Source organism: Synechococcus sp. BS56D (assembly GCF_004332405.1).
Classification (GTDB): Bacteria; Cyanobacteriota; Cyanobacteriia; order PCC-6307; family Cyanobiaceae; genus Synechococcus_C.
Genome location: NZ_PHQU01000006.1, coordinates 238,661 through 260,369 on the forward strand (window position 1 = coordinate 238,661; position 21,709 = coordinate 260,369).

Consider the following 21,709-nt stretch of genomic DNA (forward strand, 5'->3'; position numbering starts at 1 on the left):
ACGTGGATGCACAGAAATCTATGGAAATTCATGAAAAAGAGAGCCGATCTCTGCCCGCACTCGGAACTTGTCAAATGGGGGTAATACTAGCTATTTTCCCTCCCTCGCGATGAATGCGCTGATACTGCTCTGATAGCTTGTTGTAGGGAACAAAATAGACTCGATTGGACTTCGTGTATCGGGAGACACGCCGCACATTATTTGCACGATATGCTGTGACTTCAACCCGATAGACCTTTCCTTCTTGCCCTGCGCCAACGCCACTGCGAGTAGCGGCATCGCCGAGGTTTGGTGATGGACGAAAACTCCATCCCTGTGAATCGATCGATGACGTTGCCACCACCGGGAGTGGGCGGTTTTGGTAGGCTGCACCGCCCAGCCGACTCTGGATCCCAGCGAGGTTTCCCTTCAGGCTGCTGCTGCTGTTTCCCCGCAGTAGCTGGAACGACCATGTGAACTCCTGGAGAGTGGCGCAGGATTCAGTCCTCCAGCCCCGCTGGTACGGGACTGTCCATTCACCAAAGGTGTTCTGGTATTCATCAGAGTCGAGAAAACTGTCGATGTCTGATTCATAGCCGCTTGCATCAAGTCGCTCCGCGTGGCGGCGCATTTCCTCAAAGCTAGCGGGCGCACGCCCAAGCAAATGGCGAAACGCCAGTTCTATATAGCGGTATCGAGCGCACGCATCAAAAAAACGTGTGCGATAGAGTTCACTTTTTGCAATGGTGCGCACGAATTCACGCACGCTGATCTCGCCTAATTTGAATTGTGATTCGGCAACCAGCTGACGCTCGCTGTCCATGACATAAGCATTTCCGAGGACCTGCTTGTATACAGCACGGATCAGAGCTTCCTTGGTGGCGTCATCATCACCAGGCGCCAACTCCAGGGGTGCCTCGCAGTCTTGAGCGAAGCGTTCAACACCGAGAATCGAGGCGGGGCCGAATGGCATGGGTGCGTGGGCGAAGCGATATCATTATCCAAGACTCATCGGACAAGCTTGCTGGTTGCTTTATAAAACTCAACTCCTTCTGACTGACTGCACCCTCCAGTGATGTGGGTGCCCTTTTGTCCTTTGGACGCCCTAGTTGGCAGTTCAGCGCTTCGCTGTTTTCGTGTCGCTTTCCCTCAGCACCGAAGCGACTCCAGAGAGGCCCGAGTTGTCGTACGAGTGAATGGGTTCCAGCAATCAAGCTCGGTGTGTGGCCGTGATAGAAGGTTTGTCAGTTGCTCAGAATTGATCCCGGAGGCCCAACTAAAATCAGCCCCCTGAATGCTCTCTGCAGTCTCTATGGATGTGTTACTGAAATCAGCCGCGCGTAAATCGGCCTGATTCAGCTGGCTACCCGTAAAGCGTGCTCCTTTACAGCTGCACCCCTGTAGCTTTGCAAAGCGAAGATCAGCCCCCACCAAGCATGCACCAACTAGCACAGAGCCACTAAGATCGCAGCCACTGAGATAGGCCCCCATGAAACTACTTTCAGTTAAGTCCATACTCCTTAAGTCGGCACCATTAAAAAATGCCCCATTCAGATAAGCCTTGGGTCCGACTGCTCCAGATCTGAATTGATTAAATCCTTCGGGAAACTTGCTATTCATATCATAACGAGCTAACTTGAGATCGCAGCCATCAAGCTGGCAGCCAGAAAGATCAGCGCCCCTTAGATCGGCCCGGCATAGTTTAGATTCTCTTAGGTCTAGAGGGGTTAGTACTCGATGTGACCAACGGGCTCCGCGGGCATCAAGCGGCACTTGATTGACCATTTCAGGTTCGCAGGTCTCTGGGGGATGCCACTGCTGTGGATTCTCTGGTAACAAAGTGATTTTGAGTTGGGCTTCAGGATGCATAGGAAGAGTTCTTTCTGGTTGACTTAAGAATTTCTTATACCTCTTGCATTCTAGAGGACAAATCGGGTTGGCCGAATGTCCTGCTACAACCTTAATTGCCTGATGGTAGTTCTCGAGTAGTCATTCACTCTTTGGGTTTAGCGCGCATATCAAGTCATCAAACGCACCTTGAGCGCAGGTACTTTCACGCTCATAGCCTGATCTTCTAAGTCTATTGACTGAGAGATTCTTTAATTCTGTCAAGACGCACAAAAGCGCTTTTACGGGAACTCCCAATACCATATAGAGTTCCAATAATGATTTTATACCTGCCTTGTCGGTAATTACCGTGCAATTAGACGCCACCCCATAAGTCACTACTCTGATAAATTGCTCGCAGTCTCTCCAGCAGGCCGCTGCTCTGTGCTCTGGAAAAAGCTCTCCCCCTTGCGCTATCAATCCTGGTTGCTTGTGTAGTAGCGACGCGCTCGCTTTAGCAATCATCTTAGGCGACTTTTCGATTAATTCGATAACAGCTTTCTCTGAACTTTTGCAAATCGCACAGATATATTCTATCTCGTTTAGGCTCAGTGGACGCCTTGCTGAATCAGCAGTCCTGATAATCGTTCGAACTTCAACAGGTATCGTCTCTCTTGAGCCAAGTCCGCATACATTAGCCTGCCTGACAAGAAGATTAATCTTCGCTCTATATTCGGTTTCTGTTGTTATGAACATGAGCCGAGTGGAGTTGCGGACAATGTCTTGTTGCGGTCCAAGTAGAATGCCCATACAGTCGATTCGCCTAATCCATAGCAGCGATCGCAAGCTAGGCTGGCTAGCTGGGCTACTACACCGATTGCTTCCAAAAGCGCCTTGGCTTCTTTCTTCCCAGACACAAAAGTTGTCCGAATAGAAGAACCTACGACCCAGGTGAGGCGCGTCTGCTTTAACTCGCCATCGCCATCTTCGCATGCAACGAGAAGATTAGCTTCACTGGGATCAGTCAAGAAATGAGATCTCCAAAGTGATATGTCGTCACTCCTGAGGTCAATGCGAAGACGCATGGCTCCTGAGTTGTATATAATCTCCGCTCCTTCTCCTGCTTGCTTTATTAAGTGTATGATCTGCTCGGGCTGCTGGAAGGTCATGTTCATGAAAAGATGAGGTAAAGACAAATGCGGAGACTTCTTTGCTTATCAGAATGATATCGAATGGTCCAATAGAATAATCTATGCCCTCAAATAGTAGTGCGCAAATGCTATAGCAGATGGCATGCATTCTTGCCTGAGCTGCACTTGCTGGCTGCATTATTGTTTTATAAACTGCAGCTTCAAGCCCTAGCCTTCAAAAGAAAGGGCCCCCACATGGGGAGCCCGAGAATGTAAAAATCCGTTATATGCAATCAAACTAGGGCGTTGATTGCATAGTCCAGGTAGTTATTCGCTTCAGTGGCTGGCTCACCAGAAAGTCCATGATTGGCTTTAATATAATTGAGGGCTTCTACGTACCACGAAGGAGACAGCTCAAAGGCACGGTTGATTTCATCAATGCCAGCAATCAGATACTCATCCATCGGCCCGGTGCCACCAGCCACGAGGCAGTAGGTGACCATGCGGAGGTAGTAGCCGATGTCACGGGCGCACTTTTCTTTGCCGCGAGCGTCAGCTGCGTAGTTGTTGCCCTGCATCTGGGTGGTGTAGGGGAACTTGTTGTACACAGCCTGAGCAGCGCCGTTCACGAGGGAATCAGCGTTGGCGGTGAGCGCCTTGGCAGCAGCCAGAGCGTTGGCGGCGCGCTCGAAACGACCGAAAGCAGCGTTGATTTCGGTGTTGGAGAGGAAGCGGCCCTGGGAATCAGCGGCGGCGACGGCTTCGGTGAGGGGGGTCTTCATTGTTGGAAAAGAAGAAGGTGTTCTGGTCGGAAATCTTGAGAGCTGGAGCCGGATCAGGCGACAGCAGCGGCAGCGCGGTCGAAGTAGGTGCCGATTTCGGACATCAGAGCGGAGCAGTCACCAGCGGTGATGCCGTTCTTGTCGTTGGCGATGGAGATGGCAGCGTCCTTCATCTTGCGGACACCTTCAGCCACGGAAGCGCCGGGAGTGCCGAGGGCGAGGTAGGTCTCGCGCAGGCCATTGAGGCAACGGTCTTCCAGCACGGAAGCGTCGCCGGTGAAGGCGGCGTAGGAGACGTAGCGCAGGATGATCTCCATGTCGCGCAGGCAGGCAGCCATGCGGCGGGAGGTGTAAGCATTACCGCCGGGGGCGATCAGGGCGGGCTGCTGAGCGAACAGTTCGCGGGCAGCGTTGGTGACGATGGCGGAAGCGTTGGAGGTGATGCGGTTCACAGCATCCATGCGCTTGTTGCTGTCAGCAACCATGGCAGCCAGAGCATCGATCTGGCCGGCGTTGATGAATTCGCCGCGGGCGTCAGCCTGGGCAACAACCTTGGTGAAGGCGTCGAACATTGAGAAAAGCTCCTGTTCTCGACGAAGGGTCGGGAGTGGTTTGGGGGTGAGGACCGGGAGCTGAGCTCCAGATTCTCGGGGCAGGGAACGGGCTGCCGTTGGCTGCCGTTCTCCCTCGCCAGGCCATTCTTCAAGAAGATGAGAAGCTCCCGCGAGCCTTTTAACAAAAGGTCATTCCGAGCTCGAAAAGGCCTGTGCCGGTTCTGATTTCACTGTGACAACTGGCTGTCTCGTCTGCCATGCAACCCCTTGGTGGGCTGGCCGCCCCGACCATGAAAAAGCCCCCTCCGGAACGAGGGGGCGAGCTGCTTCCACCAGGTTGAGTGACTGGATGGAGGGCGGAGGGGGGCTGATTTCAGTCGTCGACCTGCTTCCGGGTGCGACGGGCGGGCTTGGCCGCTTTGGCTTCGCCAGCACCGTTGGCTCCAAGGTCACCACCGCTGACACTGACCTCCTGAATCCGACCACCCATGCGCTGGATCATGCGCATGGTTTCGTTCATGCGGGTGTAGGGCACCTGCATCACAGTGTCGGCCGTACGGATGTAGTCGTTGTTGGCGATGCCAGTGACCTTCAAGGTCACCTGACGGTTGGAGGCAAAGGTTGATGAGCGACTGCCGGCAGAGACTTTCATTGGGATCAGAGGAGAAGGGAACGGCGGACCGTGATCTCAGTTCACGGTGGTGATGCTGGCGATCCGGCCGCCTTCGCGCTGGATCTGGCGCTGGACATCCAGCAGCTTGCTGAAGGGAACGAAGCGAACACGGTTGCTGCGCTTGTGCAGGCGGTAGTTGTTCAGGCCGGTGATTTCGATCCGGAAGGTGCGCCCCTCTTCAGCGGCGCCGACGCCCTGACGGGTCGCGCCATCGGTGCCCACCTTGCGGAACACATTGCCCTTGGCATTGGGGCTCACCACGGTCACAGGCGCTTCGGCGTGCACGGAGGGGTTGAGGCGGGACTGGTTCTTGCAGATATCGCCCTTGATGGAGGCGGCGACACCGCGGCTGAGTTGCAGCATGTAGGAGAACTGGAGGCCTTGCTGGCCAACGCTGTAGTTCCAGCCGTGCAGATAGGGCACCACTTCCTCGCCAAAGCGTTCCTGGTACTCGGCGCTGTCGAGGTAGGAATCGATTTCAGCGTCGAAACCTTGTTCCTGCAGGATTGTGAAGTGGTGGAGCATCTCAGCTTTGTTCTGGGTAGCGCGTCCCAGGAGATGCTTGTGGTTGAGCTCAATGAACCTGTAGGGGTTCGAGTTCTCAAAGAAACGCTTGCGATACAGCCCGCTCTTGGCCAGCTGGCGCACGAATTCGCGCACACTCAGATATCCCCGACGGAACAGGGATTCGGGCCCTTCCAGACGGTCGCTGCTGAGGATGTACTGGTAGCCGAAGACCTGCTGGTAGGCGGCACGAATCAGTGCAGCGCGGTCATTTTCGGAACCGTTGCTCCAGTTTTCCTGAGTGGGTTGTGTGTAGCTCTCGATGCCCAGATAGGACGCGTTGGCGAGAGTCATTGGAACGGGGTGACGAAGCTTGGTGGAGGCAAAGACCTGCCCCTGGCTCAAGGCATGTTCGGTGTGGATCCTATGGAGAGAGTTCGATTGCGATCGAAGCCTTTCAGAATCGTTACAAGCCCAGTCGAGATCTGAGGTTGGCCAGGGACTGGTCGATGGCCAGATCGTCGATACGATCCGGCCATTCATCCAACGGTTGGCCATGGATTCCCTTGAAGGTCAGCAGCTCTTTCAAAGCCGCCTGTGTCAGCAGTTGAGCTTGCTGACGGCCGTCAGTGAATCGCTCACCGAACGGATCCTCAAGGTTGAGAACCGGTTGGATGAGTTGCAGGCTCAACTGAGCAGCCGCTCCGAGGCAGCCCCTGGCGATTGGGACGGTGCAGCTGAGCTGCTTTCGGGCACCGAGGAGCGTCTGAGTCGGTTGGAGCGATTGCTTGAGGACGGAGCCTCGACCCTGAAAGTGGTGGATCCCTTCCCGGAAGACGAAATCCAGGAGTTTCCTGAGGATGAGCCCCAGCTCTTCCCTGAAGAGGAGCAGGGGCTTCTCGCCACTGAATCAGTTTGAGGATGTGCCGAGCATCGACCCTGCGATGGTGATCACGACCCGCAGAATCTCGAAGCCCCCAACCACGCCTAAGCCAAGCCAGAGCTTGAGAGCCCAAGCCGGAGGTTGACCGGAACCCCACGCTGCGGAGGCAACGCCGCTCGCTCCTCCTGGATTGGCTGGGAAACGGCTTGAGCTGCTGTCTCGCCAGTCGGCCGCATAGCGAGGCAGGCGTTGATGGGTCGGCATGTCGCCTCGATCACGACCGGCCAGCACTCGGTTGATCTGATACGGAACCGTGTCGTCACCGAAGTCATTGAGATATTCGTCGCTATCCAGTAGGGAGTCGACGGCAGCGCTCAGCCCTTTTTGTGCCACCAGGATCGAAAGGGCAATGCGTTCGGCGTCGCCGTGAGGCTCGCGTCCAAGCGCTTTGCTCACCAGATGGTCCACCAGTCGATAGTTGGTGTTGGTGTTCTGGTAACCATCGCGGAAGCGTGCTGATGTCAGCAGTCCGCGCATGAAATCGCGCACGGTGATGCCGCCATCACGCAGCTGCATCTCAAGCATCGGCATGCGGTCGCATTTGAGTGGGTGGAAGAACACCTGTCGATAGGCCTGCTCGATCACCAGCTCAAGGGCATCCCCTTTGGGTTGTAGACCTTCACTGCAGCGCCGCTCGTTTTCGTCGGCCACGCTGCCGATCGGTGTGACGAGAGCGTTCTGGGTCCGGATCGGCGTTGTCAGCAGGGGAAGCGCCATGGGCGGTGATCACGACTGCCCAGGACCTTATGGGGAGCCAATAAGTATTTGTCCGGATGGACAAATGCCATCACTTCACTTCACCCAACTTCAAACTAGGCGCTGGGCTCGCTCATCCCCAGCCCCCAGTGGGACGGAATCTCTGACGCGTAGTTCTCGACCCGTCGGAACAGGAAGGGACCTGCCAAGGATCCCCAGATCTGTTCATGGCTGTCGGGGTCGTGCCCTCGGTCAATGGTGCTCATTCCGTTTTGGTCAATTTCGAATTGGCTGACGAGGTAGCTCGTCCGTCTCTTGCGTTCGACCATGCAGCGGCAGCCTGGTTCCACTTCGCCGCTGAAACCACTGCCTTGGGGCGTCACGATGTAGGTGCAACCCTCCAAAAGCTGCAGATCTGACGCATGGATCGTCGGGAGCTTCTCTGGTTGCAGCGTGGCTCCCCAGAATCGTTCTGCATCGCGCAGGGCGTGATTGCGAATGTGGAGGTTCTCCCCTTCGGCGCAGGCGTGGAGCACCCGGATCCGGTAGGGCTCGGCCGGGGCAAGGGCGTAAGCCTGCTCCAGTAAGAGCATGCCTTCCGCAAGGTGCGGAAGGGGGCGCACCGTCACATTGATATGGGCATACAAGGGTGGGTTCTCAAAGGCCTGTTCGTCGTTGGTGAAGCTTCCGCAAAGCAGTTGCACCAGTCGATTCAGGGGGGTTGACATCGAATCAGAGGTCGAGAAGTCTCAGGCGGAAAGCAGCCACCTGTTGGGCCATCTCCGGAGAGCTTTCCATGAATGGATGCTCCTGCAGGCCATGCATCACCGAAGCGAGTCGGGTCGTCACATCCTGATTGCTGTCAGCTTTGACACTGTCTTTCCAGGCCTCGTCAAAAGCCATAGCGAAGCTGTCAGCATTATTGAACTGACGGTTGTCGTTGAGCTCTCCGAAGAACGGCATAGGAGAGAGAAAAGACATGCCAGGACCCAGATTTGAACTGGGGACACGGCGATTTTCAGTCGCCTGCTCTACCAACTGAGCTATCCCGGCGCGTTGTCTGCGCGACAGCCAGATCTTAAATCACGACGTTCCAGACCTGGCCAGCTTCCTTGGGGTTCGGGCCAAACAGATCAGGCCGTGCACCGTTAGGCCGGCTGTTTGAAGAGCGGTCATCGCCGCGAGGGCCGTCGCGCCAGTGGTGAGGATGTCATCCACGATCCAGAGGGGGGCCATTCGGTCCGCCGCTCCGATTGCCTTAGTGTTGGTTGCGACTTCAGTCGCCAGTGCTGTGGCCTTGAAGGCCGAGCGTTGGTTGTCCAACCGTTGTCTTGCCCTCAGGTGGTGTTGTCCCATTCCTGCTGAGGTTCGTTCCAAGAATTCCCTGGTTGAGCGTTCCAGGCTTCGGCAGATCAGGGCTGGCAGTGGGTTGGCTCTGCTTCGGTGCTTCCAGCTGGGAATTGGTACCAGCAGGGCTTCTGCTGGCAGTCGCTCCCTCAGGCCAGCACTGAGGGCTCGGAGCTGGCGGAGATTGCCGCTGCTCCTGAGCTGCAAAAGCTTCTCGCGTAGGCGACCTTGGTAGAGCCCTGCTGCGATCCACGGCAGAGGATCACGTCCATGGCAAGGGTGTGCTCCAAGGCCGAGGGCTTGGCAGCAGGCTTGGCAGGGGTGTTGTTCCCTGGGATGGGAGACGATCTCTGCCGAGCAGATGGGGCAGCTGGGTCTAATCAGCAGGTCTCCGCAGCTTTGCCTGATCAGCTTGAGCATCGCAGCGGTCGCGCTGCGTTAAGGATTCCCCTGAGGTCTAATTCTGCATCGCTCTCAGCATGGCCACCAAGGTGCGATGGGCATCCTCGCTGTCGCTCAGCTGGTGATCAAACGGAATCTTCACCGTTGCTCCATCCACCTCCAGCTCCATGGCATCTGATCGCACGGCCAGCATCGTGGCGCTCTGCGGGTTCTCGATTCCGCCGTAGTGGCGGGCGTAGCTGAGAACAGCCTCGCTGTGATCTGCATTCATGTGCCGGCAGATGCGATCACTGACGCTTGGGGTGAGGGGATCAGCGGCCATGGGGAGTGGGGGATCAACAGAGGAGCGGTTGTCGGCACTTGGCGGCCAGGAGGATTGCCTGGCCTCAGCCGAAGCGTTGCCAGAGCAGGAGGGCGAGGCGGAAACCGCTGAATGTCACATAGCCGGCGAGGATCACGAAGAGTCCGACGGCGAGTACGTCGCGAATTTTGGCAGGCACCGGCAGTTTGAAGCGCACTGGATTCTCCATCCTTATCCGTGCAGATCGTCAGCCTGTTGCAGACCTTCGAGTGCCAAGCGTGCGGTGCCAGCGGCCGGAGGGGCATGGCAAGTGCGAACTGCCAGGCCGAGGATCCGTTCCCGGAGCCTTCTCCATTGGGGGTTGCGGGCTCCCCCTCCCACCGTGATCACTTGTTTTGGGGGTTGAGCTCCCAGCTCCGTCAAACGTCGCCAGCCCTGGGCCTCGATGCGCGCCATGCCCTCCAGCAGGCCATGGAGGTAGAGAGCATCGCTGACGGGCCGAGGCCTGAGAATCGGCTCGAGCGTCGGGTCGTCAATGGGGAACCGTTCGCCCCTCGCCGGCAAGGGGCGTAGATCCAGGCCGCTGTTCTGCTCAGGATCAATCTGACGGCTGAGTTCCTCCAGGTCGATTCCAGGGAACTGTTGTTGCAGGACGACGCCACCGGAGTTGGAGGCACCTCCGCACAACCAGCGACCTCCAACCCGATGGTTCGTGACTCCCGCACCAGCGAGTGGAGTCTTCACAAATCGCTTCAGCACGATTGTGCTGCCGAGCACCGTGATTCCATCTCCAGCGCTTGGATTGGCCGTGAGCACCGCTGCATTCGCATCTGTGGTGCCAGCGATCACCTGAAGGTTTGGGGGGCAGCCGAGTTGATCGGCGATCGAGGGGGCAATCGATCCCAAGCGTGCTCCGCTTGGCCTGATCTCAGGCAGGGCCTGACACCAAAGCTGGCGGGCAAAGGTGTCTGGCCAGCGCCCCGTCTCAAGATTCCAGCCCAGGCGGAGGTTGTTTCCTTCCTCGCCGTAACGCCAGCTTTGCAGAAACCAACCAGTGATCCAGTCGGCCTGGTGGCGCAGCAGCAGCTGATCTCTTGGATGCGTCTCAAGCAGGCGCAGGGCCCTGGCCAGACTTCCGCTTGCACTGCCTGCAGGATTGGAGTCGCTGATCAGGGCGTTGAGTCGCTCCAGCTGTTCCGGGCAACTGAGGTGATACGGCAACGCTGGCCCCAGAGGCCTTCCGTCTTCTTCACAGGCCAGGAGGGTGCCAGAGGTTCCGTCCACCGCCAGGGCTCGAAGCCGCTGGCGCAGGTCAGAGGGAATGGACGCGATGAGCTGCCTGCAGCCATCAATCCATGCCGCTGGGTCCTCGAATGCACCTGAATAGGGCATCCCTTCACTGTGTCGAAGATTGCCGGCCAGGTCGAGAATCGCGATCCGGACACCACTGGTGCCCAGATCGATACCGAGCACCGCGGTGTCAGGGGCGATCACAGGTCAAGGATCAGATGGTGCTCCCCTCCTGGAGGCGGGTTGCTTCCGCCTGGAGCAGCGTTGCGGCTTTGTCGGCCACGTCTTCCCAGGGAAGCTTGAGGTCGGGGCGACCGAAATGCCCGTAGGCGGCCGTGTCGCGATAGAAGCGACCTCCGCTCTGAGAAGGCATGTCGCGCAGTTTGAATTGCTCGATGATCGCTCCAGGGCGCAGATCAAAGTGGCTGTTCACGAGTGCGGTGAGCTCCGCGTTTGACACTTTGCCGGTGCCAAACGAGTCGACAAGGATGGAGACGGGCTTGGCGACTCCGATGGCATAGCTCAGCTGTACCTCTGCGCGCCGGGCGAGACCAGCAGCCACGAGGCACTTCGCGACGTAACGGGCTGCGTAGGCAGCAGAGCGATCCACTTTGGTGGGGTCCTTACCGGAGAAAGCACCACCACCGTGGCGGGCATAGCCGCCGTAGGTGTCCACGATGATCTTGCGGCCTGTCAGGCCCGCATCACCTTGAGGGCCACCCACCACGAATTTTCCGGTGGGGTTGACCAGATAGCGAGTTGATCCCTTTTGGGGTTTCAGGGGCAAATCTGCCGTTGCAGGTTCCACAACATGGGTCCAAAGGTCATCGCTGATGCGCTGCCTGACCTCTTGCTCGCCGCTCATGCCAGCCACTTCCGCGGTGTGCTGGGTGGAGATCAGAATCGTGTCGATCGCCACGGGCTGATCGTTCTCGTACACGACACTGACCTGGGTTTTGCCATCCGGGAGCAGGTATTCAAGGGTGCCGTTGTGACGGACCTCTGCCAGTCGCCTCGAGAGACGGTGGGCGATGCTGATCGGCAGAGGCATCAACTCCGGAGTTTCATCACAGGCGTAGCCGAACATGATGCCCTGATCTCCTGCACCCACCTTGTCGAGCGGGTCACCAGCATGGTCATCGGCTTCATCAACGCCCTGGGCGATGTCAGGGGATTGCTGATCGAGGGCAACCAGCACAGCACAGCTGTTGGCATCAAATCCACCGGCCCTGGCGCCGCTGTAGCCAATGTCGCGGATCACATCGCGCACAAGATGGATGAAATCCACCTGGGCCTTAGAGGTGACTTCACCGGTGATCATGCAGAGTCCGGTGTTGACCACCGTTTCGCAGGCCACGCGACTGGAGGGATCCTGTGCGAGGAGCGCATCGAGTACTGCATCACTGACCTGGTCACAGATTTTGTCGGGATGTCCTTCTGTGACGGATTCGGAGGTGAAGACGTAGCGACTCATGACCCGGTGCGAATGGGGCAACTCTAAGGGGAGGCGATTTCAGTCTTCTGGGCGCACTTGGAGATCGCGCCAGTGGTGAACAAGGTGTTCGTGGGCGGTGAGCGTTGGGGGCTCCCTCCATCCGGCCACGTAGCCCAGGGTGACAGCGACTCCAGCGCGCCTGCCCATGAGTAGATCGGAGTCGGCATCGCCGATTAGGGCGCAGCGACGGTGGTTGAGTCGCAGGGACTCGCAGAGGCGGTGGACAGCGGCCGGATCTGGTTTGCTTGGCTGATGCTCCGCGCTCCACATGCCTGAAACGGCATGCTCCAGCTGGTGATGACGCAGAAAGCGCTGAATTCCCTCGTGGGTGTCGTTGCTGATCACAGCACAGGTCACCCCGGCTTTGTTGAGCGCTTGAATCAGGCGTTTGGCATCCGGTAAAAGCGGAGTGGAACCGTCTTCTTCATCGGGGGGAAGCGACTGCTCCACCGATGCAAAGCTCTCCTCCGCAAGCAGTAGGGCCTGAGGCCACGGCACGCCCACCAGGCTGAGAACGGTTGCGGTGGCAGCAAGGTTGTGCTGTTTTGACGCCACGGCAAGAAGACTGTCCGGGCGAACGCCTTCACTGTTAAGTCCGTAGGCCTTTTCGAGGAGGGAACGCAGGCTTTTGGTGTCCAACGCGTTCGAAATGACGCGAAGCGGAAGGTGTTGCATGCGTTCTGCAATGGCCTCAATTCGCCTTCGCGCCAGGCTGATGAGGTGCGGTTCGCTATGAGAAAGGGTGCCGTCCTTGTCGAACAGCACCCCATCGATTTCGGCTAGGGCCTCACCGTTGAGTAACAGCGTGGCCATGGGACGAACTGATCGCGAGAATCAGCCCATCATCCCGTAGGACTCTTCGCCCTCCTCGGCCTGCTCAAGCAGCATTTGCTTGTAACGGGCAGCCATTTCCTCGGCCTTCTCGAACACCTTCTGGGGATCGGTGAGCATGTCACCGGGCTCCGGCTCAAGCGCCTTGGTGGAGAGAGAGATGCGGCCGCGCTCGGCATCCAGATCGATGATCATGACCTTCATCTGGTCATTGACATTGAGCACGGTGTGAGGAGTCTCGATGTGCTCGTGGCTGATTTCGGAGATGTGGAGCAGACCGCTGACACCACCGATATCGATGAAGGCGCCATAGGGCTTGATGCCACGAACGGTGCCGATCACCACTTCGCCTACCTCGAGGCGATTCATCTTGCGCTCCACCAGGGCGCGACGATGGCTGAGCACCAGACGATTGCGCTCTTCGTCCACCTCGAGAAACTTGAGCGGAAGGAAATCCGCCACAAGCTCTTCCTTGGGCTTGCGGGTGCTGATGTGGGAGCCGGGGATGAAGCCCCGAAGGCCTTCGACGCGTACGAGAGCACCACCACGGTTGGTGGCGAACACCTCGGAATAAATGGTGGCGTCTTCTTTCTGCAGCTGCCTCACCCGTTCCCAGGCGCGTTGATATTCAATCCGGCGAATCGATAGTGCGAGCTGACCATCTTCGTTCTCTTCGCTCATGATGAAGAACTCGCGCACCTCTCCCGGCTGGAGAACATCGCTCAGTCCCTCAACACGGTTGATCGACACCTCCTGCATCGGCATGAAGGCGGCCGTCTTTGCGCCGATGTCGATCATCGCTCCCTTCGACTCAAGGGCAAAGACGGTGCCGTTGACGATGTCGCCAGGCTTGAAGTTGTAGTCGTACTTGCTCAGCAGCGAGGCGAACTCGTCGAGGGTGAAACCAGCGCCATCGAGATCACGGCTGCTGGCCCGGCTGCTGGGGTCATCAGCGGTCGGCACGTCCTCCGGAATACTCAGGTCCTCTTCAGCGAAGGCATCGATGGATTCCGTTGCCATGATCGCTTCAGCATCTTCGGCAAACGCTGCTGTTTCCGCGTTGGGATCCTGAACCTGGTCGGTGGAGGTGACAGACATGGGGGGATGGCGGTCTGCCCAAAGACAGTGTGAGAGAAGACGCTGAGGCCCGCCGACCACAAGCGATCGAATCGCCCATTCTTACAGACGGCCCTAGGGCGATTCGCTTGGGTGGTTCTTCAGCTGCTCAATTCAAACGGTGGCTAGAGGAGGCTTGCTCGTGTTCATTCCTTCGAGCGTCTTGACGAAGTCGTTGACGCCGCGGAACTGCTTGTAAACCGAAGCAAAACGAACGTATGCCACCTCGCTGAGCTCCTTGAGTTGCTCAAGCACCAGCTCTCCAATGTCGTGGCTGGTCACCTCGCGACCGTTGCGCTGTTGAAGGGTGAGCTCAAGTTCGTCGACGATTTCTTCGAGTTTGGTGGCTGTGATCCCGGTTTTCTCGCAGGCCCTGCTCAGGCCATGGAGCAGCTTGCTCCTGCTGAAGCTCTCGCGGCTGCCATTCCGTTTGAGGACGGTGATCGGCATGGTCTCCACCCGTTCATAGGTGGTGAAGCGAAACTCACAGTTCAGGCATTCACGCCGACGGCGAACACTCCTGCCTCCATCGGCAGCACGGGATTCCAATACCCGACTGTCTGTGTTTTGGCAGGAAGGGCACTGCACGCCCGGTTCACTCCGAAGTCGAATGTGCTCCAAGTTTAGACAGCTTGTCCAGGCCTGGAAATTGCCAAAAAAAGCCCCGCCTTCAGGCGGGGCAAAGCAGTTGATTCCTGAATCACTTGCCGATCTTCGGGGGATCGCGGAAAGCGATGGCGAAGAAGAGTGTGGCAATCGCCAGGGTGAGGATGAGGATGTAAGCGAAGCTTTCCATCGAGAGTCTCCGAGGGGGCGATCAGCTGAGGGTGGTGCCTGCCGGGGGCACGTAGCCCTCAGGCAGTCGACGGGTGGAACGGTCTCCCAGTTTCTGGAACAGACCGAACTCAACCTGCTCACCGAGATCGGGGTCGATACCGGCAAACACGTCACGGTAGAGGGTGCGTGCACCGTGCCAGATGTGCCCAAAGAAGAAGAGGAGGGCAAAGGTGGCATGGCCGAAGGTGAACCAGCCGCGGGGTGAGCTGCGGAAGGTGCCGTCGGAGTGATAGGTCTCGCGATCGAATTCGAACGCTTCACCCAGTTGAGCCTTGCGAGCCAGTCGCTTCACGTCAGCAGGATCAGTGAAGGTCTGACCATCAAGGGCACCACCAAAGACTGTGGCGGTCACACCTTGCTGCTCGAAGGAATATTTCGCTTCAGCCCGACGGAAAGGAATGTCAGCCCGCACGATGCCGTCACTGTCTTCAAGAACCACAGGGAAGTTCTCAAAGAAGTTGGGGAGACGGCGCACCTGAAGATCGCGACCATCCTTGTCAGTGAAGGAGATATGGCCAATCCAACCCGTGGGCAGACCATCACCATTCACCATCGGACCGACACGGAACAGACCGCCCTTGGCAGGGCTGTTTCCGACGTAGTCGTAGAACGCAAGTTTCTCAGGGATCGAGGCATAAGCCTCTTGCTCGGAAGCACCTGAATCCATTGCCGTCTGAACGCGACGGTTGATCTCGGTCTTGAAGTAGCTCTGATCCCACTGATAACGGGTCGGGCCGAACAGCTCAACAGGAGTGGCAGCTGAGCCATACCACATGGTGCCGGCCACGATGAAGGCTGCGAAGAACACAGCGGCAATGGCACTAGCCAAGACCGTCTCGATGTTCCCCATGCGCAAGGCCTTGTAGAGGCGCTCAGGAGGTCGAGTGGTGATGTGGAAGATGCCAGCAATGATGCCGACAATCCCTGCAGCGATGTGGTGAGCAACGATTCCACCAGGATTGAAGGGGTTGAATCCTTCAGGACCCCAGGCTGGCTGGACAGCTTCTAGGTGCCCGGTGAGGCTGTACGGATCGGAGATCCACATGCCCGGTCCGAAAACACCGGTGAGATGGAAGGCGCCGAAACCGAAGCAGCCGAGTCCTGCAAGCAGGAGGTGGATGCCGAAAATCTTGGGGAGATCAAGGGCGGGCTCACCTGTGCGTGGGTCCTGCCAGATCTCGAGATCCCAGTAAGTCCAGTGCCAGATGGCAGCCAGCATCAGCAGGCCGCTGAACACGATGTGAGCTGCGGCGACACCTTCAAAGCTCCAGAAGCCAGGATCCACACCGGTCTCACCGGTGATGCTCCAGCCTCCCCAGCTGCCGGTGACGCCAAGACGGGCCATAAAAGGCATCACAAACATGCCCTGACGCCACATCGGATTCAGAACAGGATCCGAGGGGTCGAAAATGGCGAGTTCATAGAGAGCCATCGAGCCGGCCCAGCCGGCAACGAGGGCGGTGTGCATGAGGTGCACGGCCAGGAGTCGGCCGGGGTCGTTAATAACGACGGTGTGCACCCGATACCAGGGCAATCCCATGGGTCAGGTTCGGGGGAACGAAGCTGCTGATGCAGCCAGACCCAGCGATCGTAAGGGGTGTTGAAGGGCTGCCGGGACTCGCTGTCGCGAGCTGCAACGTCTCAACATCTCTTTCTTGCCGTTGAGCGGATCGGCCTGTTGCCATGTCCCTGCTGGAGGAAGGGAGGTAGGGGCTTCAGGGCGATGTCGGGGTGCCTCTGATGCGGCGGTTACAAATCGCAACCCCTGGATTCAGAATGCAGGTTTCCGACCTCCCCTCGTCATGCCAGTCATCCGCTTTGTCAGAGAAGGTCGTGACGTGGAGTGCTACCCCGGGGAAAATCTGCGGGACGTGGCCCTTCGTGAAGGGATTTCCCTGTACGGCCTGAAAGGTCAGCTTGGCAACTGCGGCGGGTGCGGCCAGTGCATTACTTGCTTTGTCGATGTGCCGGATGGTGCTTCGCCGGGTGCTCTCTCCACGCGCACGGCAGTGGAGGAGAACAAGTTGCGGCGTCGGCCGAACACTTGGCGTCTTGCCTGTCAGGCGCTTGTACAGGACTCCCTCGTGGTCTTGACCAGGCCGCAGATGGGGCTTGCGGATGCGGAGGCACGGATCGCAGCAGCACAAGCGGGCGGTTTGCCAAGCGGGCCAACCGCCTGGCCTGCTCAGGAGCTAAATGAAGATGAGCCCGAGCCTGATCAGGAACTTGATGATCGGGCTGCTACGCCCGGTGACGAGGCCTGAGGTTTGGCCCTGCGAGGTCGCCGAACGGTGATACCTTCCGAGGGCACTTATCAGCGGTCATGGAAACCAACGATCTCGGCTTTGTCGCCAGCCTCATGTTCGTGCTGGTTCCGACGGTCTTCCTGATCATTTTGTTCATTCAGACCAACAGCAAGCAGAGCTGAACGGGTTCACCGGAGCAGTTTCAAGACCGCTCCGGTTCCCTCACGAGCATCACGGGGGCTGGAGCATGCACCCTGATGTAGTCGCTCACGGATCCCCCCAGCAGTTTGTCCAGATCCACCAGTCCGCGGGCCACGAGCGGTCGACGGTCCTGGGATGCGATCACGACGAGATCGGCATTCGTGTCCTTGGCGGCCTGGCACACCCCGCGGCCGATGTCGTTCGCGGTGATGTGTAAGGGCTTCAGGGCGACTCCATAGCCGCGGGCCCGTTGGACCGCTGCCTCCAGTAGAGCGTCGCCTTTGCTAACGGCTCCTCGGGATGGGGTGATGTCCTGCCTGGCCACATGGACACCCGTCAGTTGTCCCCCGGGAATGTCGCGAATCATCTCGCAGGCCAGTCGCAGGGCGTCGTCGCCAACTCCTGTGCCATCGATGGTCACGAGCAAACGATTGACATGGCGTACGTACAGATCGTCTCGCACCAAAAGCATGGGCCTGGTTGAGAGCTGGAAGACGTACTGGCTGGTGCTGTTGGCGAGGATCGATTGGAGTCGTCCGAGCCCCCGGGATCCCATCACGATCAGATCGGCATTGAGCTCCTCTGCCACTTTGAGCACGGTCTGTTTCGCGTCACCTTGACGAATGATCGAGTTCACTTCGCTCGGGTTGAGGCCAAGCCGCTCCACCGCCTGGGCAAGGAGCTGGGCGGCGTCGGCCCAGTGCTCTTCAGCGCCGGATTTGTTCTGTTCTGGAACAACATGGAGGAGGTTGATCCTTGCGGCGCGGAATCCGGGTAGATCGCGCAGCATTTTGACCATCTCCTCGACATGCCCCTTCCCGGAATCAGCAATCAGAAGGTTGTTGAACACAACATCGCAGCGGTGTGTGCAGCAGCCTATGGCCGAAAAAGGAGGGCCTGAAGCATGGTGATTGAGAGCGTTACGACGCGGCCCTGGCGTTGGAGCAAACGTGTTCTTCCTCAGCACACCGACCACGGTGGGGTGATGTGGCATGGCGCCTATGTGGCCTGGCTCGAGGAGGCGAGGGTGGAGGCATTGGCAGCCGTGGGGCTGCCCTACGGCGTGGTGTCGGAGGCAGGGCTGGAAATGCCTGTGGTGCGCCTAGAGATCGACTATCGGCAGGCCCTCCATCACGGCGAGCAGGTGCTGTTGGAAAGCTGGGCGCTCCCTAGGAAAGGAGTTCGCTGGCCGTGGCGGAGTCGCTGGCTGCGCTCGGATGGCGAGGTGGCGGCAGAGGCTCGGGTCGAGCTGGTGCTGGTTCGCTTCGACGGTGGGCGTCGCACCCTTCTGCGCCAGGCTCCGGAACCCCTCGGCGACGCCTTGCGGCGCCTCCAGCAAGGCCCTGAGCCGCCAGCATGAGACGATGATACAGATGTATTAGTTGCCGGGTTTGGAGTTGCGCGATTGGTGGTGGTTGTGGAGTCGTTGTCCTGGCCTTGGTTCCAGTCGGATGGATGCCCTTCGGGCTCTCGCCCTCCGGACTGAAGGAGGCTTTGCGGCGCTCTGGGGGTGGCCCCGCGCTCGCCTGAAGGCTGCTCTGCTCTGGCCTGACTCCCTGCTTGAACGGGTTGATCGGTTTCGCTCTCGCTGGGGGAAGGCTCCTCGTGTCAGCGTTCCAGCGGATGTCTTGGTGCCCGGCGACAGGATCTGGCCTGATGCTCTAGGCGCCCTGCCTAGGCCTCCGGTCGCGCTCTTTTGGCGAGGGCAGGACTCCCTCTGGACAGCGCTGGCGGATTCTGCCGCTGTTGCGATTGTCGGCACCCGGCGGCCTTCGTCCCATGCCTTGCGGGTGGCCACCAGGTTGGGAGAAGCGCTGGCGGAGGCGGGATGGCCTGTGGTCAGTGGTTTGGCCGAGGGGGTTGATGCTGCTGCGCATCAAGGTTGCCTCGCGGCATCTGGTCGGCCGATCGCTGTCGTGGGAACTCCTTTGACCAGGGTTTATCCGCCCGAGCATGCCCAGCTTCAGGCCCATGTGGCCTCCAGTGGATTGTTGATCACGGAGCAGGCTCCGGAGGCTCGTGTCTCTCGCGCGAGCTTTGCGCTTCGCAACCGACTGCTGGTCGCTCTCGCCAGGGTTGTGGTGGTCGTGGAGTGTCCGCAGGGAAGTGGGGCGTTGCTCTCGGCTCGATGTGCTCAGCAACTGGGGCGTGCTCTCTGGGTGGTCCCTGGGGATGTTCTGAGGGATTCGGCGAAGGGCAGTAACGCACTCTTGGCCGACGGGGCTTCGCCGCTGGTCTGTATTGACCACTTTCTCGATTTCCTGGGTGCCGGCTGCCTGGCGCGACCTGAGCAGAGTTCTTTCTCCAAGTTGTCTCCACCCGTCGCTGCTGGTGCTCAGGATTCCGCTCTGTTGCGATTGCTTGAGCAAGGTGCCGGGTTGGAGACGCTGGGCCAGGAACTCAGTCGATCCACCGCCGATTTGGCGGAGCAGTTGTTTCAGCTGGAGCTTCAGGGAGTTGTCTGCGCTGAACCTGGGATGCGCTGGCGGCTTGCTTAGCTTGGATGGATGGCATCTTCAGAGCTTTCTGGCACAGACCTGCTGGCCTGGAGGCGGAAGCAGCTCTCCCGGGGAGGCTATGGAGCCGATCTCGACTGGTTGCTGGATTTGGCCGGTGGTCTTCGCTGGACTGAGCTTCAGCGTTTGCATCTCGATCCCGGTGCCAGGGTTGTGACCCTCAGCTGTGCGCTTGAGGAGCTTGAGTCGCTCTGGCGGCGCCATCTCCACTGTCACGAGCCCTTGCAGCATCTGGTTGGTTGCTGCCCCTGGCGGGACTTCGAATTAACCGTGTCATCCGCAGCCTTGATTCCCAGGCAGGAGACCGAACTGCTCGTGGATCTCGCCCTCGACTGCGTCTCGGTCAAGCCGAATTCCCTTGGGTCTGGGCGCTGGGCTGATCTAGGCACGGGCTCTGGTGCCCTGGCGGTTGCTCTGGCTCGTGCCCTACCCCATTGGAGCGGCCATGGGGTCGATTGCAGTGAAGCGGCCCTGGCTCTGGCCCGCACCAACCTGGAGCGCTTGGCCGGCTCGGCTGACTGGCAATTGCATGCTGGTGACTGGTGGACGCCGTTGGAACCCTGGTGGGGGGAATTGCAGTTGGTGGTGTCTAACCCGCCTTATATCCCTGCTTCGACGGTGGATCTCCTTGATCCGGTGGTGCGGGATTACGAACCAAGGCTGGCGCTTGATGGAGGTCCCGATGGCCTCCATTCCATTGCGAGCATTGTGATGTCAGCAGGCCGCGCTCTCGCTCCAGGCGGATGGCTGCTGATGGAGCATCATCACGATCAGAGCGAGCCGGTTGCTGCGCTTTGTCGCAAGGCCGGCCTTGAGGATGTTCGAGCTGAACGCGATCTTGAAGGGGTCGCCCGCTTCTGTATTGCCAGGAGGTCGTCCTGATTTGATGCCAGTTTTGATGCCTGATGGGGATGGAGTCGAGTCACTGCTGCTTCAGTTGCAGAGTGGAAATCCTGTGTTGATTCCAACCGACACCCTCCCGGCCCTGGCCGCACTGCCGGATCACGCTGGCCAGATCTGGTGCCTGAAGCAGCGTCCTTTGGAGAAGCCGCTGATCTTGATGGGCGCTGATGCCATGGACCTGCTGTGTCACGCGCGGGTCGATGCACGTCGGGAGGCGGAAGCTCTGGCCTCAGATCATTGGCCAGGCGCTCTCACCTTGGTGCTCCCCTCCCAAGGATCGATGACTGACAGGCTCCACCCAGGGGCGTCAACACTCGGCATGCGCGTGCCCGATTGCGCAGTCACCAGAGCGCTCTTGGCCAGGAGCGGCCCCCTGGCCACCACAAGCGTGAATCGGTCCGGAGAGCCCGCTGCGACCAACGCTCGAGACGCTTGGCGTTGCTTTCCCTCGCTTTCACTGCTTGCTCCGCTGCCCTGGCTAGCTCCGAGTGGCTTGGCAAGCACCGTTCTCGCCTGGAGCGGTCCAGGCGAGTGGCGAGTCCTGCGAGAGGGTGCTGTGATGCCTACAGGCCTGAACCTGAAGCCCCCATGCTCTGGTTGATCGCCATCGTGCTCGTGCTGCAGGCAGCGACCCACTGGCTGATCTCCCCAGTGGTTGGCTTTGCGAGCCCTCTTTTCAACCTTGGTTTTCTTCCCTGGCTCCTGGCTCTGACTGGCCTCTGGTTGCTTGCCGGTCGATCTGGTCAGTCCTGAGAACGGACAGTCCTGAGAACGGACAGTGCCCCGAAGATTCACTGCAATCACCATCCAAGCCGGCTGACGGATTTGAACCGACGGCCTTCGCTTTACAAAAGCGCTGCTCTACCGCTGAGCTAAGCCGGCAATGAGGGAAGTGTACCGGCCGGCTCCGGCCTCTGATGCCTTTCCCTGGCCAGCATCCAGAGCATCAACTCCAGCCTGGAGCGACAGCCGGTCTTGCCCAGGGCATGACTGATGTGGGTCTCCACGGTGCGGATGCTGAGAACCCTGCGCTGGGCGATGGCTTTGTTGCTGAGTCCTTCCAACAGCAAGCGAACGACAGAGAGCTCCGCAGGGCTGAGGTCAGAGGTCGGCATGGCAAAAGTGCTGCTGAGCCA

General features: G+C 58.9%; 30 protein-coding genes and 2 tRNA genes. 8 read left to right on the forward strand and 24 right to left on the reverse strand.

Features of this window, described 5'->3' with window-relative positions; translation table 11 throughout:
• Positions 1-70 precede the first annotated feature (70 nt).
• The 7 genes from CWE17_RS10685 to CWE17_RS10715 form a co-directional block, all read right to left on the reverse strand.
• The gene (locus tag CWE17_RS10685; RefSeq protein WP_131457008.1) at positions 71-952 is read right to left on the reverse strand and encodes a phycobilisome linker polypeptide; all 882 of its coding nucleotides are present in this window, start codon (positions 950-952) and stop codon (positions 71-73) included.
• Positions 953-1,128: 176 nt separating this feature from the next.
• A complete protein-coding gene (locus CWE17_RS12450; RefSeq protein WP_330848557.1) occupies positions 1,129-1,848 on the reverse strand; it encodes a pentapeptide repeat-containing protein in 720 nt (239 codons plus the stop codon).
• A gap of 120 nt (positions 1,849-1,968) precedes the next feature.
• On the reverse strand, positions 1,969-2,616 hold the full coding sequence (locus tag CWE17_RS10695; protein ID WP_161971431.1) for a hypothetical protein: 648 nt from the start codon (positions 2,614-2,616) through the stop codon (positions 1,969-1,971).
• Positions 2,617-3,229: 613 nt separating this feature from the next.
• Entirely contained in the window at positions 3,230-3,718 is a 489-nt protein-coding gene (gene cpcA, locus CWE17_RS10700; protein WP_131457012.1) for a phycocyanin subunit alpha, read from the reverse strand.
• Between the two features lie 53 nt (positions 3,719-3,771).
• Positions 3,772-4,290, reverse strand: a complete 519-nt coding sequence (locus CWE17_RS10705; protein ID WP_131457014.1) for a phycocyanin subunit beta — start codon at positions 4,288-4,290, stop codon at positions 3,772-3,774.
• Between the two features lie 355 nt (positions 4,291-4,645).
• Positions 4,646-4,924: a phycobilisome linker polypeptide gene (locus CWE17_RS10710; protein ID WP_131457016.1), complete on the reverse strand. Its 279-nt coding sequence runs from the start codon at positions 4,922-4,924 to the stop codon at positions 4,646-4,648.
• A 36-nt stretch (positions 4,925-4,960) separates the two neighbouring features.
• Complete coding sequence (locus CWE17_RS10715; protein WP_131457018.1) at positions 4,961-5,803, reverse strand: phycobilisome rod-core linker polypeptide; 843 nt, start codon at positions 5,801-5,803, stop codon at positions 4,961-4,963.
• 202 nt (positions 5,804-6,005) lie between these two features.
• Between CWE17_RS10715 and CWE17_RS10720 the strand changes: the two genes are divergently transcribed.
• Positions 6,006-6,368: a hypothetical protein gene (locus CWE17_RS10720; RefSeq protein WP_131457020.1), complete on the forward strand. Its 363-nt coding sequence runs from the start codon at positions 6,006-6,008 to the stop codon at positions 6,366-6,368.
• On the opposite strand, the gene CWE17_RS10725 is transcribed toward CWE17_RS10720, so the two are convergent.
• The 14 genes from CWE17_RS10725 to psbB form a co-directional block, all read right to left on the reverse strand.
• The gene (locus CWE17_RS10725; protein ID WP_131457022.1) at positions 6,360-7,109 is read right to left on the reverse strand and encodes a phycobilisome rod-core linker polypeptide; all 750 of its coding nucleotides are present in this window, start codon (positions 7,107-7,109) and stop codon (positions 6,360-6,362) included. The genes CWE17_RS10720 and CWE17_RS10725 overlap by 9 nt on opposite strands.
• A 95-nt stretch (positions 7,110-7,204) precedes the next feature.
• Positions 7,205-7,816 carry a chromophore lyase CpcT/CpeT gene (locus CWE17_RS10730; RefSeq protein WP_131457024.1) on the reverse strand — a complete coding sequence of 204 codons (612 nt, stop codon included), beginning with the start codon at positions 7,814-7,816 and terminating at the stop codon, positions 7,205-7,207.
• A 4-nt stretch (positions 7,817-7,820) separates the two neighbouring features.
• Positions 7,821-8,069 (reverse strand): hypothetical protein, encoded by a 249-nt coding sequence (locus CWE17_RS10735; RefSeq protein WP_131457026.1) that lies wholly within the window; start codon positions 8,067-8,069, stop codon positions 7,821-7,823.
• A tRNA-Phe gene (locus CWE17_RS10740) sits at positions 8,069-8,141 on the reverse strand. Before CWE17_RS10740 ends, CWE17_RS10735 begins: the two co-directional genes overlap by 1 nt.
• A 30-nt stretch (positions 8,142-8,171) precedes the next feature.
• Positions 8,172-8,855, reverse strand: a complete 684-nt coding sequence (locus tag CWE17_RS10745) for a ComF family protein (protein ID WP_131457028.1) — start codon at positions 8,853-8,855, stop codon at positions 8,172-8,174.
• A gap of 37 nt (positions 8,856-8,892) precedes the next feature.
• Entirely contained in the window at positions 8,893-9,159 is a 267-nt protein-coding gene (locus CWE17_RS10750) for a DUF2470 domain-containing protein (RefSeq protein ID WP_131457030.1), read from the reverse strand.
• Positions 9,160-9,223: 64 nt separating this feature from the next.
• Positions 9,224-9,367 (reverse strand): hypothetical protein, encoded by a 144-nt coding sequence (locus CWE17_RS12150; protein WP_161567587.1) that lies wholly within the window; start codon positions 9,365-9,367, stop codon positions 9,224-9,226.
• A gap of 2 nt (positions 9,368-9,369) precedes the next feature.
• Positions 9,370-10,629 carry an FGGY-family carbohydrate kinase gene (locus tag CWE17_RS10755; RefSeq protein WP_131457129.1) on the reverse strand — a complete coding sequence of 420 codons (1,260 nt, stop codon included), beginning with the start codon at positions 10,627-10,629 and terminating at the stop codon, positions 9,370-9,372.
• A gap of 13 nt (positions 10,630-10,642) precedes the next feature.
• Positions 10,643-11,902: a methionine adenosyltransferase gene (gene metK, locus CWE17_RS10760; RefSeq protein ID WP_131457032.1), complete on the reverse strand. Its 1,260-nt coding sequence runs from the start codon at positions 11,900-11,902 to the stop codon at positions 10,643-10,645.
• A gap of 39 nt (positions 11,903-11,941) precedes the next feature.
• Positions 11,942-12,736, reverse strand: coding sequence for an HAD family hydrolase (locus CWE17_RS10765; protein ID WP_131457034.1), 795 nt, complete (start codon positions 12,734-12,736; stop codon positions 11,942-11,944).
• Between the two features lie 21 nt (positions 12,737-12,757).
• The gene (locus CWE17_RS10770) at positions 12,758-13,852 is read right to left on the reverse strand and encodes a 30S ribosomal protein S1 (protein WP_131457036.1); all 1,095 of its coding nucleotides are present in this window, start codon (positions 13,850-13,852) and stop codon (positions 12,758-12,760) included.
• A 132-nt stretch (positions 13,853-13,984) separates the two neighbouring features.
• Positions 13,985-14,458 carry a transcriptional regulator NrdR gene (nrdR, locus tag CWE17_RS10775; RefSeq protein WP_131457038.1) on the reverse strand — a complete coding sequence of 158 codons (474 nt, stop codon included), beginning with the start codon at positions 14,456-14,458 and terminating at the stop codon, positions 13,985-13,987.
• 112 nt (positions 14,459-14,570) lie between these two features.
• Positions 14,571-14,666 carry a photosystem II reaction center protein T gene (locus CWE17_RS10780; RefSeq protein WP_006042122.1) on the reverse strand — a complete coding sequence of 32 codons (96 nt, stop codon included), beginning with the start codon at positions 14,664-14,666 and terminating at the stop codon, positions 14,571-14,573.
• 21 nt (positions 14,667-14,687) lie between these two features.
• Positions 14,688-16,247, reverse strand: coding sequence for a photosystem II chlorophyll-binding protein CP47 (gene psbB / locus CWE17_RS10785; RefSeq protein WP_131457040.1), 1,560 nt, complete (start codon positions 16,245-16,247; stop codon positions 14,688-14,690).
• Positions 16,248-16,509: 262 nt separating this feature from the next.
• Here psbB and CWE17_RS10790 point away from each other — a divergent pair, with 262 nt between their 5' ends.
• Positions 16,510-16,971 (forward strand): 2Fe-2S iron-sulfur cluster-binding protein, encoded by a 462-nt coding sequence (locus CWE17_RS10790; protein ID WP_131457042.1) that lies wholly within the window; start codon positions 16,510-16,512, stop codon positions 16,969-16,971.
• Between the two features lie 59 nt (positions 16,972-17,030).
• A complete protein-coding gene (psbM, locus tag CWE17_RS10795) occupies positions 17,031-17,135 on the forward strand; it encodes a photosystem II reaction center protein PsbM (protein ID WP_131457044.1) in 105 nt (34 codons plus the stop codon).
• 20 nt (positions 17,136-17,155) lie between these two features.
• Here the strand turns inward: psbM and CWE17_RS10800 are convergent, their stop codons facing one another.
• Positions 17,156-18,004 carry a universal stress protein gene (locus tag CWE17_RS10800; RefSeq protein WP_131457046.1) on the reverse strand — a complete coding sequence of 283 codons (849 nt, stop codon included), beginning with the start codon at positions 18,002-18,004 and terminating at the stop codon, positions 17,156-17,158.
• A gap of 54 nt (positions 18,005-18,058) precedes the next feature.
• Here CWE17_RS10800 and CWE17_RS10805 point away from each other — a divergent pair, with 54 nt between their 5' ends.
• The 5 genes from CWE17_RS10805 to CWE17_RS12280 are packed head-to-tail and all read left to right on the forward strand — an operon-like array spanning position 18,059 to position 21,326.
• Complete coding sequence (locus CWE17_RS10805) at positions 18,059-18,514, forward strand: acyl-CoA thioesterase (RefSeq protein WP_131457048.1); 456 nt, start codon at positions 18,059-18,061, stop codon at positions 18,512-18,514.
• A gap of 31 nt (positions 18,515-18,545) precedes the next feature.
• Entirely contained in the window at positions 18,546-19,652 is a 1,107-nt protein-coding gene (locus CWE17_RS10810; protein ID WP_240789373.1) for a DNA-processing protein DprA, read from the forward strand.
• Between the two features lie 9 nt (positions 19,653-19,661).
• Positions 19,662-20,552, forward strand: a complete 891-nt coding sequence (prmC, locus tag CWE17_RS10815) for a peptide chain release factor N(5)-glutamine methyltransferase (protein WP_131457050.1) — start codon at positions 19,662-19,664, stop codon at positions 20,550-20,552.
• Between the two features lie 4 nt (positions 20,553-20,556).
• Positions 20,557-21,174 (forward strand): L-threonylcarbamoyladenylate synthase, encoded by a 618-nt coding sequence (locus CWE17_RS10820; RefSeq protein WP_131457052.1) that lies wholly within the window; start codon positions 20,557-20,559, stop codon positions 21,172-21,174.
• A complete protein-coding gene (locus tag CWE17_RS12280) occupies positions 21,162-21,326 on the forward strand; it encodes a hypothetical protein (protein ID WP_164498761.1) in 165 nt (54 codons plus the stop codon). Before CWE17_RS10820 ends, CWE17_RS12280 begins: the two co-directional genes overlap by 13 nt.
• A gap of 57 nt (positions 21,327-21,383) precedes the next feature.
• On the opposite strand, the gene CWE17_RS10825 is transcribed toward CWE17_RS12280, so the two are convergent.
• Both CWE17_RS10825 and CWE17_RS10830 read right to left on the reverse strand, forming a co-directional pair.
• Positions 21,384-21,455 (reverse strand) — tRNA-Thr (locus tag CWE17_RS10825).
• On the reverse strand, positions 21,446-21,688 hold the full coding sequence (locus tag CWE17_RS10830; protein WP_131457054.1) for a response regulator transcription factor: 243 nt from the start codon (positions 21,686-21,688) through the stop codon (positions 21,446-21,448). The genes CWE17_RS10825 and CWE17_RS10830 overlap by 10 nt, the downstream gene beginning before the upstream one ends.
• Positions 21,689-21,709 lie beyond the last annotated feature (21 nt).